Raw genomic sequence first — 16,715 nt, forward strand, 5'->3', positions numbered from 1 at the left:
CCCGCAGTACCGCAGCATATAAATACATACGCAGCACTATCAAAGACAGTCGGGCGCACGCCCAGGCAATCACACCAAATCGTTAGGAGTCTAAAATGGCAAAAGAGAAATTCGAGCGGACCAAGCCGCACGTTAACGTCGGCACCATCGGCCACGTCGACCACGGCAAGACCACCCTGACCGCTGCGATCGCTACTGTTCTGTCGAAGAAATTCGGCGGCGAAGCTAAAGCATACGACCAGATCGATGCTGCTCCAGAAGAAAAAGCACGCGGCATTACCATCAACACCGCGCACGTCGAGTACGAAACCGCTACCCGTCACTACGCTCACGTTGATTGCCCAGGCCACGCCGACTACATCAAAAACATGATTACCGGTGCAGCGCAGATGGATGGCGCGATCCTGGTTTGCTCCGCAGCCGACGGCCCAATGCCACAGACCCGCGAGCACATCCTGCTGGCCCGTCAAGTTGGCGTTCCATACATCGTCGTGTTCCTGAACAAGTGCGATCTGGTCGATGACGAAGAGCTGCTGGAACTGGTTGAAATGGAAGTTCGCGAGTTGTTGTCGAAGTACGAATTCCCAGGCGACGACCTGCCTATCATCAAAGGTTCGGCACGTAAAGCGCTGGACGGCGACACCGGTCCTCTGGGCGAAGTAGCCATCATGGCTCTGGCTGACGCACTGGACAGCTACATCCCTACGCCGGAGCGCGCAGTGGACGGCGCCTTCCTGATGCCAGTGGAAGACGTGTTCTCGATCTCGGGTCGCGGTACCGTTGTGACCGGTCGTATCGAGCGCGGCATCATCAAAGTCGGCGAAGAGATCGAAATCGTTGGTATCACCGACACCGTCAAAACCATCTGCACCGGCGTGGAAATGTTCCGCAAACTGCTGGACCAGGGTATGGCTGGCGACAACGTCGGTCTGCTGCTGCGCGGCACCAAGCGTGAAGACGTACAGCGTGGTCAAGTTCTGGCGAAGCCAGGCTCGATCAAGCCGCACAACCACTTCACCGGCGAGATCTATGTTCTGTCGAAAGACGAAGGCGGCCGTCATACTCCGTTCTTCAACAACTATCGTCCACAGTTCTACTTCCGTACGACTGACGTGACCGGTTCGATCGAACTGCCAGCGGACAAAGAAATGGTTATGCCAGGCGATAACGTGTCGATCACCGTCAAGCTGATCAACCCGATCGCGATGGAAGAAGGTCTGCGCTTCGCAATCCGCGAAGGTGGCCGTACCGTTGGTGCAGGTGTTGTAGCGAAGATCATCGCTTAAGGAATACTGGTCGTACCACCAGGGGCGTCTCTGGTGGTATAATCGATATCCTTTGTAGTTTTACGTAGGGACGTAGCTCAATTGGCAGAGCGTCGGTCTCCAAAACCGAAGGTTGGGGGTTCGATGCCCTCCGTCCCTGCCACCGTTTTCAGGTGCAGGGCACCGAAAGTAAATATAAATGTCAAATCAATCCGTGCAGACCGTCAGCACGTCGAATGACAAGATTAAGGTTGCTCTGGCAATAGCCGTTGCAATCGCAGGTGTGGTCGGGTTTTATTACCTGTCAGACAAACCAGCTCTCGTACGCGCAGGCGCACTTGTAGCTGGTTTGGCTTTTGCCGTTCTGCTCTTGTGGACCTCGACGACTGGCCGTGAATTCCTGAATTTCGCCAAAGAAGCCGTACGCGAAACGAAAAAGGTCGTCTGGCCTACTCGTCGCGAAGCTACCCAGATCACGGGCATCGTGTTTGCCTTCGTGCTGGTGATGGCGCTGTTCCTGTGGGGCACGGACAAGACACTTGAGTTCCTGTTGTACGACGTCATTCTGGGTATACGAAAATAATGAGCGAAAATGTGCAAGACGACGTGCCGGGCGAAGCTCCGGCACAAGATGCTGGCGCAGCGCCTATCAGCGTACCAGTCAGCAACAAGCGCTGGTATGTTGTACACGCGTATTCCGGCATGGAAAAAAGCGTCCAGCGCGCACTGACGGAGCGCGTCGAGCGCGCCGGCATGCAGGACCAGTTCGGCCAGATCCTGGTGCCGACCGAAGAAGTTGTCGAAGTCAAGAACGGTCAAAAGTCCGTCACCGAGCGTCGTTTCTTCCCAGGTTACGTCCTGGTTGAGATGGAAATGACCGACGAAACGTGGCACCTGGTGAAAAACACCAATAAGGTAACCGGCTTCATCGGCGGCAAATCGAACAAGCCGACCCCGATTCCAGCGCGCGAGATCGACAAGATCATGCAGCAGATGCAAGAGGGTGTCGAGAAGCCACGGCCGAAAGTGCTGTACGAAGTGGGCGAGCAAGTCCGCATCAAGGATGGACCGTTCACCGATTTCAACGGCAATGTCGAAGAAGTCAATTACGAGAAATCCAAAGTGCGCGTGTCGGTCACCATCTTCGGCCGCGCTACTCCGGTGGAACTTGAGTTCGGCCAGGTCGAAAAAGTATAAGCAGCACCGTTCGCCAGAACGGGCGACGGTGTAAAAACCCGACAAATCTGGCAAAGAGGAGCCCCGCCCTGCAAATGCGCATGGTGGGGCGCTACTACTCATATCCAAGATAGGAGCCATCATGGCAAAGAAAATCATTGGTTTTATCAAGCTGCAAGTACCAGCTGGTAAAGCAAACCCATCCCCACCGATCGGTCCAGCTCTGGGTCAACGCGGTCTGAACATCATGGAATTCTGCAAAGCGTTCAACGCGCAGACCCAAGGTATGGAACCAGGCATGCCGATCCCGGTCGTGATCACCGCGTTCGCTGACAAGTCCTTCACCTTCGTGATGAAGACGCCTCCAGCAACCTTCCTGATCAAGAAGCACTCGGGCGTTGTCAAAGGTTCGCCGAAGCCACATACCGACAAAGTCGGTAAGCTGACCCGCGCTCAAGCTGAAGAAATCGCTAAATTGAAAACCCCTGATCTGACCGCTGCCGACCTGGATGCTGCTGTACGCACCATCGCTGGTTCCGCACGTTCGATGGGCATCACGGTGGAAGGTCTGTAATCATGGCAAAACTGTCCAAACGCGCTAAAGCTATCAAAGCCAAAGTTGATAGCACCAAGTCCTACGCATTCGACAACGCAGTCGCTCTGATCAAAGAACTGGCTACCGCCAAGTTCAATGAATCGATCGACGTGTCGGTACAACTGGGCGTGGATCCTAAGAAGTCGGATCAAGTCGTTCGCGGTTCCGTCGTGCTGCCAGCTGGCACCGGCAAGACCGTTCGCGTTGCTGTGTTCGCTTCGGGCGAAAAAGCTGAGCAGGCTAAAGCCGCCGGCGCCGACGTTGTTGGTATGGAAGACCTGGCCGAGCGCGTCAAAGCCGGCGACATGCCTTTCGATATCGTCATCGCTTCGCCAGACACCATGCGTATCGTTGGTACCCTGGGTCAGATCCTGGGCCCACGTGGCCTGATGCCTAACCCGAAAGTCGGCACCGTAACCCCTGACGTCGCTACCGCCGTGAAAAACGCGAAAGCCGGTCAAGTTCAGTACCGTACCGACAAAGCCGGTATCATCCACGCGACCATCGGCCGCAAATCGTTCGCTGATGCAGATCTGAAGAGCAACCTGGTTGCCCTGATCGACGCACTGAACAAAGCTAAGCCAGCTACCAGCAAGGGTGTCTACCTGCGCAAGGTATCGCTGTCGTCGACCATGGGCGCTGGCGTCCGTGTCGACCAGGCTACCCTGGCTGCCTAAGTTTTAAAAAATTAAGTCCCCGCGCCGCAAAGCGCAGGGCAGTTCTTTGGGCTGGTCGTTTCTTCGGGAACGGCCAGGCAATCAAAGACCGTTGGGCCGGATGCATCAGGTAGGCAACTGGTTAATTGAATTTTTCACCCAACGCAGATGGTGTACCCGATCAAGTTTCGTAGTCCATTGGACTCCTAAACCTCGGACGCCGTTGTTCGAACCGATGGCAGGCAGTTTGCCCGTCATCATTTAAGGAGGTTGACCGTGGGTCTCAATCTGAATGACAAAAAGGCCGTCGTCGCCGAAGTTTCCGCAAAAGTAGCAACTGCGCAAACTATCGTCGTGGCCGAATATCGTGGCATCCAGGTTGCTCACTTGACGCAACTTCGTGCCAAAGCGCGCGCTCAAGGCGTGTACCTGCGAGTGTTGAAAAACACCCTCGCTCGTCGCTCCGTCGAAGGCACGCAGTTCGCCAACCTGGCAGACAGCATGACCGGTCCGTTGATCTACTCGATCTCGGACGATGCCGTTGCAGCAGCTAAAGTCATCGCTGACTTCGCTAAAACCAACGACAAACTGGTCATCACCGCAGGTAACTACGCAGGCAAGCAGCTGGATAAAGCAGCTGTTGCAGCGTTGGCGAGCATTCCTAGCCGTGAAGTTCTCATCTCGCAGTTGTTGGGCGTTATGCTGGCTCCGGTGTCGGGCTTTGCACGTGGTCTGGCTGCTCTGGCAGCGAAAAAATCCGAAGGTGCTCCAGCTGTTGCCGAAGTGGCCGCAGAAGAAGCCCCAGCAGCAGCCTAATAGCTGCTGCGTTCCGGCCTGAGGGCCGGGCCGATCTTTTCTCAAGTACCAATCTGATGTATTAACGAATCAAAAAATTATTGGAGTTTCAAATGGCAATTAGCAAAGACGACATCCTGAACGCAGTTAGCGAAATGTCCGTAATGGACCTGAACGACCTGGTCAAAGCTTTCGAAGAAAAATTCGGCGTTTCGGCCGCTGCAATGGCTGCTCCAGCAGCTGGCGGCGCTGCTGCTGCGGTTGCTGAAGAGCAAACCGAATTCAACGTTGTTCTGACCGAAGTCGGCGCGAACAAAGTTGGCGTAATTAAAGCAGTTCGCGAAATCACCGGTCTGGGCCTGAAAGAAGCCAAAGACGTGGTTGATGGCGCTCCTAAGACCGTTAAAGAAGCCCTGTCGAAAGCTGACGCTGAAGCCGCTAAGAAAAAGCTGGAAGAAGCTGGCGCCAAGGCCGACCTGAAGTAATCAAGTTGTACGGCGGCTAGTTAGTTAGCGCCACGAGCCAAAGCTGCGGATTTCCCTTGTTAAAGGGGGAAATCCGGCTTTGGCTCCTTTGTCGTCCTCGTCGTATTTGTAGCGTTTGTCCGACGCCGCAGTTTTATCGAATCAGCTGGAAATGGTAGAAGTTTCAGGTTTCGTCTGTGTGACATGCAGCCGATCTTGTTGCTGAAGTGGCTAATTTTGCACTGGCAAAACCTGAATTTTTTATCCTTTCTGTCACTCACGGAGTGTCCATGCACTACTCATTTACTGAGAAGAAACGCATTCGCAAATCATTCGCGAAGCGCGCCAACGTTCACCACGTTCCGTTCCTGCTGGCTACCCAGCTCGAGTCCTACCATAGTTTCTTGCAAGAAGACGTAGCACCGTCGACACGCAAGAACGACGGCCTGCAGTCGGCCTTTACCTCGATATTCCCTATCGTTTCGCACAATGGCTTTGCGCGTCTCGAATTCCTGTCGTATGTCCTGGGCGACCCCGCCTTCGACGTCAAGGAATGCCAACTGCGCGGCCTGACCTTCGCGTCGCCGCTGCGCGCCAAGGTGCGTCTGGTGATCCTGGACAAGGAATCGCCGACCAAGCCGGTCGTCAAAGAGATGAAGGAACAGGAAGTCTACATGGGCGAACTGCCCCTGATGACCACCACCGGTTCGTTCGTCATCAATGGTACCGAGCGCGTTATCGTTTCGCAGCTGCATCGCTCCCCTGGTGTGTTCTTTGAACACGACCGCGGCAAGACCCACTCGTCCGGCAAACTGCTGTTCTCCGCGCGTATCATTCCTTACCGCGGTTCGTGGCTGGACTTCGAGTTCGACCCGAAAGACATCCTGTTCTTCCGCGTCGACCGCCGCCGCAAGATGCCGGTGACGATACTGCTGAAAGCAATCGGCATGTCGCACGAGCAGATCCTGGCGAACTTCTTCGTGTTCGACAATTTCAACCTGCGCTCCGAAGGCGCGGAAATGGAATTCGTCGCCGAACGCCTGCGTGGCGAAGTCGCACGTTTCGACATCGTCAACAAGGAAGGCAAGACGCTGGTCCTGAAGGACAAGCGTATCAACGCCAAGCACGTGCGCGATATCGAATCGAACGGCATCAAGCACATCTCGGTACCGGAAGACTACCTGCTGGGCCGCGTGCTGGCCAAGAACATCGTCGATCCTGAGACCGGCGAAGTCGTCGCGTCCGCCAACGATGAGCTGACCGAAGACGTGTTGGGTCGCCTGCGCGAAGCCAACATCTCCGAAATCCAGACCTTGTACACCAACGACCTGGATCAGGGCGCGTACATTTCGCAAACCCTGCGCATCGACGACACCGCCGACCAGATGGCCGCCCGTGTCGCTATCTACCGCATGATGCGTCCTGGCGAACCGCCAACCGAAGACTCGGTGGAAGCGCTGTTCAACGGCCTGTTCTACAGCGCCGACCGTTACGACCTGTCGGCCGTGGGCCGCATGAAGTTCAACCGCCGCATCGGCCGCGATGAACTGACCGGCGCCATGACGCTGTCGAACGAAGACGTGCTGGCCGTGATCAAGATCCTGGTGGAACTGCGCAATGGCCGCGGCGAAGTCGACGATATCGATCACCTGGGTAACCGTCGCGTACGTTGCGTCGGCGAACTGGCCGAGAACCAGTTCCGCGCCGGCCTGGTGCGCGTTGAGCGCGCCGTCAAGGAACGCCTCGGCCAAGCCGAAGCGGACAACCTGATGCCGCACGACCTGATCAACTCGAAGCCGATCTCGGCCGCAATCCGCGAGTTCTTCGGTTCGTCCCAGCTGTCGCAGTTTATGGACCAGACCAATCCGCTGTCGGAAATCACGCACAAACGCCGTGTATCCGCTCTGGGACCTGGCGGTCTGACCCGCGAACGCGCAGGCTTCGAAGTCCGCGACGTGCACCCGACCCACTACGGCCGCGTGTGCCCGATCGAAACGCCTGAGGGCCCGAACATCGGTCTGATCAACTCGCTGGCGCTGTACGCCCGCCTGAATGAATACGGCTTCCTGGAAACCCCATACCGCAAGGTGGAAGGCTCCAAGATCACCGACCAGATCGACTACCTGTCCGCCATCGAAGAAGGCCGCTACATCATCGCCCAGGCGAATGCGACCATCGACAAGAGCGGCATGCTGAGCGACGAGCTGGTCTCGGCCCGTGAAGCCGGCGAAACCATCCTGGTATCCCCAGAGCGCATCCAGTACATGGACGTGGCGCCGGGCCAGATCGTTTCGGTCGCAGCGTCGCTGATTCCGTTCCTGGAACACGATGATGCGAACCGCGCATTGATGGGTGCCAACATGCAGCGTCAGGCAGTTCCTTGCCTGCGCCCGGAAAAAGCACTGGTCGGTACCGGTATCGAACGCACCGTGGCAGTCGACTCGGGTACCACCGTGCAAGCTCTGCGCGGCGGTATCGTCGACTACATCGATGCGGGCCGTGTCGTGATTCGCGTGAACGATGACGAAGCAACCGCCGGCGAAGTCGGTGTCGACATCTACAACCTGATCAAGTACACCCGTTCGAACCAGAACACCAACATCAACCAGCGTCCTATCGTCAAGGTAGGCGACCGTGTGGCCAAGCGCGACGTGATCGCCGACGGCGCATCGACCGACCTGGGTGAATTGGCTCTGGGCCAGAACATGACCGTGGCCTTCATGCCATGGAATGGTCTGAACTTCGAAGATTCGATCCTGATCTCGGAAAACGTCGTCAAGGACGACCGCTACACCTCGATTCACATCGAAGAGCTGTCCGTCGTTGCACGCGATACCAAGCTGGGCGCGGAAGAAATCACCCGCGACATCTCGAACCTGGCTGAGAACCAGCTGGCTCGTCTGGATGAGTCCGGTATCGTCTACATCGGCGCGGAAGTGCAGGCAGGCGACACCCTGGTCGGCAAGGTAACGCCTAAAGGCGAAACCCAGCTGACCCCGGAAGAAAAGCTGCTGCGCGCGATCTTCGGCGAAAAAGCATCGGACGTCAAAGACACCTCGCTGCGCGTGCCATCGGGCATGATCGGCACCGTGATCGACGTCCAGGTCTTCACCCGTGAAGGCATCGTTCGCGACAAGCGCGCGCAACAGATCATCGACGATGAACTGAAGCGTTTCCGCCTGGACCTGAACGACCAGATGCGTATCGTTGAAGGCGATGCCTTCCAGCGCCTGGAAAAAATGCTGATCGGCCAAGTCGTCAACGGCGGTCCGAAGAAGCTGGCCAAAGGCGCCAAGATCACCAAGGAATACCTGGCGGATCTGGACAAGTACCACTGGTTCGACATCCGTCCATCGGAAGACGCATCGGCTACCGCGCTGGAAGCGATCAAGGAATCGATCAACGAGAAGCGCCACCAGTTCGACCTGGCCTTCGAAGAGAAGCGCAAGAAGCTGACCCAGGGCGATGAACTGCAACCTGGCGTGCAGAAGATGGTCAAAGTGTATCTGGCCGTTAAACGCCGCCTGCAGTCGGGCGACAAGATGGCGGGTCGCCACGGTAACAAGGGTGTGGTTTCCCGTATCGTGCCGGTGGAAGACATGCCATACATGGCCGACGGTACGCCGGCCGACGTGGTGCTGAATCCGCTGGGTGTTCCTTCCCGTATGAACGTGGGTCAGATTCTCGAGACCCACCTGGGTTGGGCAGCCAAGGGCCTGGGTATCCGTATCGGCGAAATGCTGGCGGTGCACACCAAAGCCGAAGAGATGCGCAAGTATCTGACCGTGATCTACAACGAAAACGGCCGTCCGGAAGACCTGGACCAGTTCGACGACGAAGAGATCATGAAGCTGGCGAACAACCTGAAGAAGGGTGTTCCGTTCGCTACTCCGGTGTTCGACGGCGCGCACGAATCGGAAATCCGCCGCATGCTGGACCTGGCTTACCCGGACGACATCGCTCACAAGCTGGGCATGACGCCGTCGAAGAATCAGGTCACGATGTACGACGGCCGCACCGGCGAAGCGTTCGAGCGCAAGGTCACCGTTGGCGTGATGCACATGCTGAAACTGCACCACTTGGTCGACGACAAGATGCACGCGCGTTCGACCGGTCCGTACTCGCTGGTAACGCAGCAGCCACTGGGCGGTAAAGCCCAGTTCGGCGGCCAGCGCTTCGGTGAGATGGAGGTGTGGGCACTGGAAGCATACGGCGCATCGTATGTGCTGCAAGAGATGTTGACCGTTAAGTCGGATGACGTGAACGGCCGTACCAAAGTGTACGAAAACCTGGTCAAAGGTGACCACGTGATCGACGCCGGTATGCCTGAATCGTTCAACGTGCTGGTGAAAGAGATCCGTTCCCTGGGTATCGATATCGACCTGGAACGCAACTAACACTCGCACGGGCCCCGCCGGTCGTTGCCGGCGGGGCAGTTTAAAGAATTCATCACTACCTGGAGTGATACATGAAAGCACTGCTCGATCTATTCAAGCAAGTACAGACGAACGAGACTTTTGACGCGATCAAAATCGGTCTCGCTTCGCCTGAAAAAATCCGTTCGTGGTCCTACGGCGAAGTTAAAAAGCCGGAAACCATCAACTATCGTACCTTCAAGCCTGAGCGCGACGGTCTGTTCTGCGCCAAGATCTTTGGCCCGATCAAGGACTACGAATGCCTGTGCGGTAAGTACAAGCGCCTGAAACACCGCGGCGTGATCTGCGAAAAGTGCGGCGTCGAAGTCACGCTGGCCAAGGTGCGCCGCGAGCGCATGGGCCACATCGAGCTGGCTTCGCCTACCGCCCACATCTGGTTCCTGAAGTCGCTGCCATCCCGTCTGGGCATGGTGCTGGACATGACCCTGCGGGACATCGAACGCGTGCTGTACTTCGAAGCATACGTGGTGACCGATCCAGGCATGACCCCGCTGAAAAAATGCCAGATCATGTCGGAAGACGACTACGCCGCCAAGTACGAAGAGTACGGCGACGACTTCACCGCCTTCATGGGCGCTGAGGGTATCCGCGAACTGCTGCGCTCGATCGACATCCACCGCGATGCCGAAACCCTGCGCGTGGAACTGAAGGAATCGAAGTCCGAAGCCAAGATCAAGAAATACGCCAAGCGCCTGAAAGTGCTGGAAGCGTTCCAGCGTTCGGGCATCAAGCCTGAGTGGATGATCATGGAAGTGCTGCCGGTGCTGCCGCCGGAACTGCGTCCGCTGGTACCGCTGGATGGTGGCCGCTTCGCGACCTCGGATCTGAACGATCTGTATCGCCGCGTCATCAACCGTAACAACCGTCTGAAACGCCTGATGGAGCTGCGCGCTCCAGAGATCATCACGCGCAACGAAAAGCGCATGCTGCAAGAAGCGGTCGATTCGCTGCTGGACAACGGCCGTCGCGGTAAAGCGATGACCGGCGCCAACAAGCGTCCGCTGAAATCGCTGGCTGAGATGATCAAGGGTAAGGGCGGCCGCTTCCGTCAGAACTTGCTGGGTAAGCGCGTCGACTACTCGGGCCGTTCGGTCATCGTGGTGGGTCCGCAGCTGAAACTGCACCAGTGCGGCCTGCCGAAGCTGATGGCTCTGGAACTGTTCAAGCCGTTCATCTTCAACAAGCTGGAACTGATGGGCTTGGCTACCACGATCAAGGCCGCTAAAAAGCTGGTCGAGATTCAAGAGCCGGTCGTCTGGGACATCCTGGAAGACGTGATCCGCGAACACCCGATCATGCTGAACCGTGCGCCTACGCTGCACCGTCTGGGTATCCAGGCTTTCGAGCCGGTCCTGATTGAAGGCAAGGCGATCCAACTGCACCCACTGGTCTGCGCCGCATTCAACGCCGACTTCGACGGTGACCAGATGGCAGTTCACGTTCCGCTGTCGATCGAAGCACAGATGGAAGCCCGCACCCTGATGCTGGCTTCGAACAACATCCTGTTCCCTTCGAACGGCGAACCGTCGATCGTTCCTTCGCAGGATATCGTGCTGGGTCTGTACTACGCGACCCGCGAAGCGATCAACGCCAAGAACGAAGGTATGCTGTTCCAGGACGTGTCGGAAGTCATTCGTGCCTACGACAACAAGGAAGTGGAACTGACCACCCGCATCACCGTACGTATCGTCGAGCATCCTAAGGATCCAGTGACGGGCGAATTCGTCCGCACCGTGACCCGTTACGAGACCACGATCGGCCGCGCGATCCTGTCGGAAATCCTGCCGAAAGGCCTGCCATTCTCCGTGCTGAACCGCGCGCTGAAGAAGAAAGAGATTTCCAAGCTGATCAACACGTCCTTCCGTAAGTGCGGCCTGCGCGCGACGGTGGTGTTTGCTGACCAACTGATGCAGTCGGGCTTCCGCCTGGCGACCCGCGCCGGTATTTCGATCTGCGTGGACGACATGCTGGTACCGCCTCAAAAAGTGACCCTGATTTCGGCCGCAGAATCCGAAGTCAAGCAGATCGAGCAGCAGTACGCTTCGGGTCTGGTCACCGCCGGCGAACGTTACAACAAGGTGGTCGACATCTGGGGCAAGACCTCGGACGAAGTCGGCAAGGCCATGATGGACCAACTGAAAGTGGAAGACGTCATCAAGCGTGACGGCACCAAGTCCACCCAGGAATCCTTCAACGCGATTTACATGATGGCCGACTCCGGCGCCCGCGGTTCCGCGGCGCAGATTCGCCAGCTGGCAGGTATGCGTGGTCTGATGGCGAAACCGGATGGTTCGATTATCGAAACGCCGATTACCGCGAACTTCCGCGAAGGCCTGAACGTGTTGCAGTACTTCATCTCGACCCACGGCGCTCGTAAAGGTCTGGCGGATACGGCACTGAAAACCGCGAACTCGGGTTACCTGACCCGTCGTCTGGTCGACGTGACCCAGGATCTGGTCGTCATCGAAGATGATTGCGGCACGACCAACGGCACGCTGATGAAGGCGATGGTCGAAGGCGGTGAAGTGATCGAAGCGCTGCGCGACCGTATCCTCGGCCGCGTGGTGGTCAACGACGTCGTCAATCCGGAAACCCAGGCTACGCTGTACGAAGCCGGTACCCTGATGGACGAAGACATGGTTGAAGAGATCGAGCGTCTGTCGATCGACGAAGTCAAGGTCCGTACCCCGCTGACTTGCGACACGCGCTTCGGCCTGTGCGCCAAGTGCTACGGTCGCGATCTGGGCCGCGGCATGCTGGTCAACTCCGGCGAAGCCGTCGGTGTGGTCGCAGCGCAGTCGATCGGTGAACCAGGTACCCAGCTGACCATGCGTACCTTCCACATCGGTGGTGCGGCGTCGCGTGCGGCAGTGGCATCGTCGGTGGAAGCGAAGTCGAACGGTACCATCCGCTTCACCTCGACCATGCGTTACGTCACCAACGGCAAGGGCGCGCAAATCGTCATTTCCCGTTCGGGCGAAGTGCTGATTACCGACGACCACGGCCGTGAGCGTGAGCGTCACAAGGTGCCGTACGGCGCGACCCTGATCGTCAAAGACGGTCTGGTGATCAAGGCCGGTACGGCCCTGGCAACCTGGGATCCGCTGACCCGTCCGATCATTACCGAGTACGCCGGTGTGGTGCGTTTCGAGAACGTCGAAGAAGGCGTGACCGTGGCCCGCCAGGTGGACGAAGTGACCGGTCTGTCGACCCTGGTGGTAATCGATGCCAAGCGTCGCGGTTCGCTGACCAAGACCCTGCGTCCACAGGTCAAGCTGCTGAACGAAGAAGGCCACGAAGTCAAGATCGCCGGCACCGAACACGCCGTGGCGATCGGCTTCCAGGTTGGCGCGCTGATCATGGTGAAAGATGGCCAGGCAGTGACCGTTGGTGAAGTGCTGGCACGTATCCCGACCGAATCGCAGAAGACTCGCGATATTACCGGTGGTCTGCCGCGCGTTGCCGAGCTGTTCGAAGCACGTTCGCCTAAAGACGCAGGTATGCTGGCGGAAGTGACCGGTACTGTTGCCTTCGGTAAAGAAACCAAGGGTAAGCAGCGTCTGGAAATCACGGACATGGACGGCAACAAGCACGAGTTCCTGATCACCAAGGACAAGCAAGTGCTGGTCCACGACGGCCAGGTAGTGAACAAAGGCGAGATGATTGTCGACGGCCCGGCCGATCCACAAGACATTCTGCGTCTGCTGGGTATCGAAGCGCTGGCGCGTTACATCGTTGACGAAGTGCAGGACGTGTACCGTCTGCAGGGCGTGAAGATTAACGACAAGCACATTGAAGTGATTGTGCGTCAGATGCTGCGTCGCGTTCAGATCGTTAATGCCGGCGACACCAACTACATCGTTGGCGAGCAGGTTGAGCGTTCGGAACTGCTGGATGAAAACGACAAAGTCAATGCAGAGAATAAGATCCCTGCAACTTACGAAAACGTTCTGCTGGGTATTACCAAGGCATCGCTGTCGACCGATTCGTTTATCTCGGCCGCATCGTTCCAGGAAACCACCCGCGTTCTGACCGAAGCCGCAATCATGGGCAAGCGCGATGGTCTGCGTGGTCTGAAAGAGAACGTCATCGTTGGTCGTCTGATTCCAGGCGGCACCGGTCTGGCATTCCACCGCGCTCGCAAAGAGAAAGAGGCTTGGGAAGTGGAAGAGCGTCAAGCTCTGCTGCTGGCCGAGAAAGCCTCGATGTCCAGCGGCGATGTGGAAATCACCGAAACGGTTACTCCACACGACGGCGAAGCGTAATTCAGCTTTTAGCCCCGTAAATAAAAACGGCACCTTCGGGTGCCGTTTTTTTTATTGGTGTTGCGATTAAGAATTTCAGTCGCCGATAACTAAATGACTTTTAATCGCATGCCGCCGTGCGTTTAAATCATTCGCCGTATTCAATCCAATATCGGTAAAGAGAATGGGTAATCAGCATCTATTCGTGGCTTATGACGCCCGCTAGCCGGTTTAATATGTCATGCCCTTGAATCTCAGGTGGCGCAAGCATGCGCTATCGCTGCGCCGAGCCTTGGCCACTGGCCGGACGTGCAGGCCCTTCTGGTAGTCCGATGCAAGTAAGCCAGGAAACGCTACGTTAAACATGCCAGAGAGTAGTGCGTTCATGCTAAGATTTGGCTCATGATCGCTCAAGCACTCTTCACCCCTGCCCAGCAAAAGCTGCTGGGCTTGCTATTTGTACGTGTCAATCAAGGCTTCCACTTGAACGAGATCATGCGCCTGACGGGTTTGGGCAGCGCCTCGGCCCAGCGGGAGCTCAAACGGCTGCATGAGTCGGGCGTTATCGTGTCCGAACGCATCGGCAATGTGCGCCGCTTTAAGCCCAACAAGGAATGCATCGTATTCGGGGAGTTAAGCAACCTGGTCAAGAAAACCTTCGGCCTGGTGAGCGTGTTGAATTCGGCGCTGGCGCCGTTGCAACACGTGCTGAATGTGGCTTTTGTTTATGGCGCCACGGCCAAGGAACACGAGGGCATGGACACGCCCGTGGAATTAATGCTGATCGGTGATAACACCAGCTACGGCGAACTATTATCCCGCCTGCCGGTCGCCGAACGTTTATTGCGCCGTAAAATCAATCCGAATCTGTATTCGATCCCGGACTTTAAGCGCCGCCTGCGCGAGCAGCAGCCTTTTATTCTCCAGGTATTGCGGGAGCAGAAGATATACGTATTGGGCGATGAAACCGATCTGGAGAAAATCAGCGGCGAAGAAGTCGCGGTGAATTAATCCGTGAATTAATCCATTACCCGCTCGGCATTCCATATCTTCTTTTGCGGAAATAATACAGAAAACCGGGTATAACGTCCCGCCTGCGATTCGCAATGTATCTTGCCGCCGAATGCAGTAATCACGCGCTGGCAGAATGCCAATCCCATACCCGTACCGCCGCCATTATGCCGAGTGCTATAAAACGGTTCAAATACATGCGGCAGTACATCAACCGGTATTCCCGCGCCGGTATCCGTCACCAGTAATTGCTTGCTATTCCCTTGGGTGAAGAAAGCAATCTCCACTTCCCCCCGTCCCGCCGATTTAATCGCATGCAATGCGTTTTTAAACAGGTTATATAAAACGTAGACCAGCAATACGTCCGAGCCAAAGAAGGTGAAATCCTCGGCCGCCTTCACCACCACCTTGTCGCGCATCGAGCTTTCAAATGGATAACAGGCCAGGGCTTCGTCGACGCATTTCTTGATTGAATGGTTGGCGAAGTCGTTGCGGTTCAAGGTGCCGGCGCGGGCCGAGGCCAGCATCATGTCCACGATGAAATTGGAGCGGCTGATTTCCGCTTCAATGTGCTGGGTCAGCTTGCTCAGGTAATTGAGTTGTGCGGGTTGCAAGGTTGGCTCGATCAGCTTGTTTTCCAGCGCGCACTGGTATCCGGCCAGCAAGTCCGGCAGGCATTTGGCCAGCACCCGCGACTGGTTGCGGATGGTCGCCAGCGGCGTGCGCATTTCGTGGGCGATGGTGGCGGCCACCTCCATCGGGTCCGCCAGCAGGTTGTGCCGCACCATCGCCTGGGCGATCAGGCCCAGGCTGGTCGCCACGAACAGCACGCCCGGCGGGTAGAACTGCACGCCGTAGTTGCACAGATAGTCGACCGAGGCGAAGAAATAGATCAGCAGGCTGACCAGACAGTAGCGCAGCCGGCTTTTCTCGGTCGAGACGGCCAGTTGCTGGCGCCGGTAGAGCAGCCACAGCCCACGCCCCACCACCACGCCGGTCTGCAGCAGGTGCAGCGGGTGCAGCGGCCCTGCCTTGGGGTAGTAACCGAAGAAATAAGGGTAGAGGCCGGCAATCAGCCAGTCCGTGCTCAGCATGACCACCCCCAGCAAGCCGGCGACCACATAGGACAGGTCCACCCAGCGGCGCTCGCTGCGCTGGGCCGTCAATTCGGTGATGAAGTGGTACAGCGTGGTCGGCAGGAACAGGATGAGCAGGTAGCCCAGCTTGGCCAGCGCCAGCGCCTCGTGCGGGTCGTGGATCTGGAACAACACGGCCCAGGTGAATTGCCAGCAGAAGGTGGTCGCGCACAGCAGGAAAAACGTCAGGCTGATCCGGCTTACCCCGCGCGAATGCAGCACGTAAGCGCCGTAGCACAGGAATAGCAGGGAGACCACGGCGGGCAATAGGGAATGCATGCGCTCTTTCCAACGGACTTTGGATGGGTAGCCCGCAGTATTGCGCGTGTTGATCTAGCTCGCTTGACTATCGAATAACTATTTGCGCCAGATCAAACATGTGCGGGACAAACCCGCTTTAAGTGTTTCTGTCCGCATTGCGGGCAGCGTCCCGCCTGCGGGCAGGGGCGCTCCAACTCATCTCAAAGGGGAACTCCATGCTGCTGCACGCCACCGAAAATGAACAATCCAAAATCTCCGCCGCGACCGCCGTCAACGCCAAGCAGACTTTTACGCACGCCTTGACGATCTACCTGAAGGACTCCAACGCCTACGGCAACACCTATTTCGCGCGTTACTTCGAATGGCAGGGTATTTGCCGTGAAAAGTGGTTCTTCGACTGCATTTCGCGCGATATGCTGCAAAACGAGGGCGTGTTCATCACCAAGCACGCGGAGCAGGACTACTTGCAGGAAACTGTTCCATTTCAGGAGGTGCGTTGCGAGTTGAACGCATATGACGTAAAAAAGTGTTCATTTTGGCTGGAGTTCCGATTTTATGCCGACGGCAAACAGGTCTCCGTCGGGCGCCAGCAGATCGTCTTTGCCAACCACGCCAAGCAGATCACGGCTTTGCCCGAACTGGTGATCGCCCGTATCAAGCGCTACGCCAAGTAACA

Annotated in this window: 12 protein-coding genes and 1 tRNA gene; 12 read left to right on the forward strand and 1 reads right to left on the reverse strand. The window is 57.0% G+C overall.

Annotation, left to right across the window (positions count from 1 at the left end; translation table 11 throughout):
* Positions 1 to 95 precede the first annotated feature (95 nt).
* The 11 genes from tuf (at position 96) to V6M89_RS12685 (ending at position 14,642) form a co-directional block, all read left to right on the forward strand.
* Positions 96 to 1,286, forward strand: a complete 1,191-nt coding sequence (gene tuf / locus V6M89_RS12635; protein ID WP_020704295.1) for an elongation factor Tu — start codon at positions 96 to 98, stop codon at positions 1,284 to 1,286.
* Between the two features lie 66 nt (positions 1,287 to 1,352).
* Positions 1,353 to 1,428 (forward strand) — tRNA-Trp (locus tag V6M89_RS12640).
* A gap of 36 nt (positions 1,429 to 1,464) precedes the next feature.
* On the forward strand, positions 1,465 to 1,848 hold the full coding sequence (secE, locus tag V6M89_RS12645; RefSeq protein WP_008444107.1) for a preprotein translocase subunit SecE: 384 nt from the start codon (positions 1,465 to 1,467) through the stop codon (positions 1,846 to 1,848).
* Positions 1,848 to 2,462, forward strand: coding sequence for a transcription termination/antitermination protein NusG (gene nusG, locus V6M89_RS12650; protein WP_332853494.1), 615 nt, complete (start codon positions 1,848 to 1,850; stop codon positions 2,460 to 2,462). Before secE ends, nusG begins: the two co-directional genes overlap by 1 nt.
* A 121-nt stretch (positions 2,463 to 2,583) precedes the next feature.
* A complete protein-coding gene (gene rplK, locus V6M89_RS12655; protein ID WP_008444110.1) occupies positions 2,584 to 3,015 on the forward strand; it encodes a 50S ribosomal protein L11 in 432 nt (143 codons plus the stop codon).
* 2 nt (positions 3,016 to 3,017) lie between these two features.
* A complete protein-coding gene (gene rplA, locus V6M89_RS12660; RefSeq protein WP_020704298.1) occupies positions 3,018 to 3,713 on the forward strand; it encodes a 50S ribosomal protein L1 in 696 nt (231 codons plus the stop codon).
* Positions 3,714 to 3,968: 255 nt separating this feature from the next.
* On the forward strand, positions 3,969 to 4,508 hold the full coding sequence (rplJ, locus tag V6M89_RS12665) for a 50S ribosomal protein L10 (protein ID WP_217943558.1): 540 nt from the start codon (positions 3,969 to 3,971) through the stop codon (positions 4,506 to 4,508).
* 92 nt (positions 4,509 to 4,600) lie between these two features.
* Positions 4,601 to 4,972 (forward strand): 50S ribosomal protein L7/L12, encoded by a 372-nt coding sequence (rplL, locus tag V6M89_RS12670; RefSeq protein WP_116993689.1) that lies wholly within the window; start codon positions 4,601 to 4,603, stop codon positions 4,970 to 4,972.
* A gap of 269 nt (positions 4,973 to 5,241) precedes the next feature.
* On the forward strand, positions 5,242 to 9,348 hold the full coding sequence (gene rpoB / locus V6M89_RS12675) for a DNA-directed RNA polymerase subunit beta (protein ID WP_116993680.1): 4,107 nt from the start codon (positions 5,242 to 5,244) through the stop codon (positions 9,346 to 9,348).
* A 71-nt stretch (positions 9,349 to 9,419) separates the two neighbouring features.
* Positions 9,420 to 13,652 (forward strand): DNA-directed RNA polymerase subunit beta', encoded by a 4,233-nt coding sequence (gene rpoC / locus V6M89_RS12680; protein ID WP_332853495.1) that lies wholly within the window; start codon positions 9,420 to 9,422, stop codon positions 13,650 to 13,652.
* 381 nt (positions 13,653 to 14,033) lie between these two features.
* Positions 14,034 to 14,642, forward strand: a complete 609-nt coding sequence (locus V6M89_RS12685) for an ArsR family transcriptional regulator (RefSeq protein WP_117012696.1) — start codon at positions 14,034 to 14,036, stop codon at positions 14,640 to 14,642.
* Between the two features lie 8 nt (positions 14,643 to 14,650).
* Here the strand turns inward: V6M89_RS12685 and V6M89_RS12690 are convergent, their stop codons facing one another.
* Positions 14,651 to 16,057: a sensor histidine kinase gene (locus V6M89_RS12690; RefSeq protein ID WP_332853496.1), complete on the reverse strand. Its 1,407-nt coding sequence runs from the start codon at positions 16,055 to 16,057 to the stop codon at positions 14,651 to 14,653.
* A gap of 122 nt (positions 16,058 to 16,179) precedes the next feature.
* Between V6M89_RS12690 and V6M89_RS12695 the strand changes: the two genes are divergently transcribed.
* Positions 16,180 to 16,713, forward strand: coding sequence for an acyl-CoA thioesterase (locus V6M89_RS12695; RefSeq protein ID WP_332853497.1), 534 nt, complete (start codon positions 16,180 to 16,182; stop codon positions 16,711 to 16,713).
* Positions 16,714 to 16,715 lie beyond the last annotated feature (2 nt).

Source organism: Duganella sp. S19_KUP01_CR8 (assembly GCF_036688705.1).
Taxonomy (GTDB): Bacteria; Pseudomonadota; Gammaproteobacteria; order Burkholderiales; family Burkholderiaceae_D; genus Rugamonas.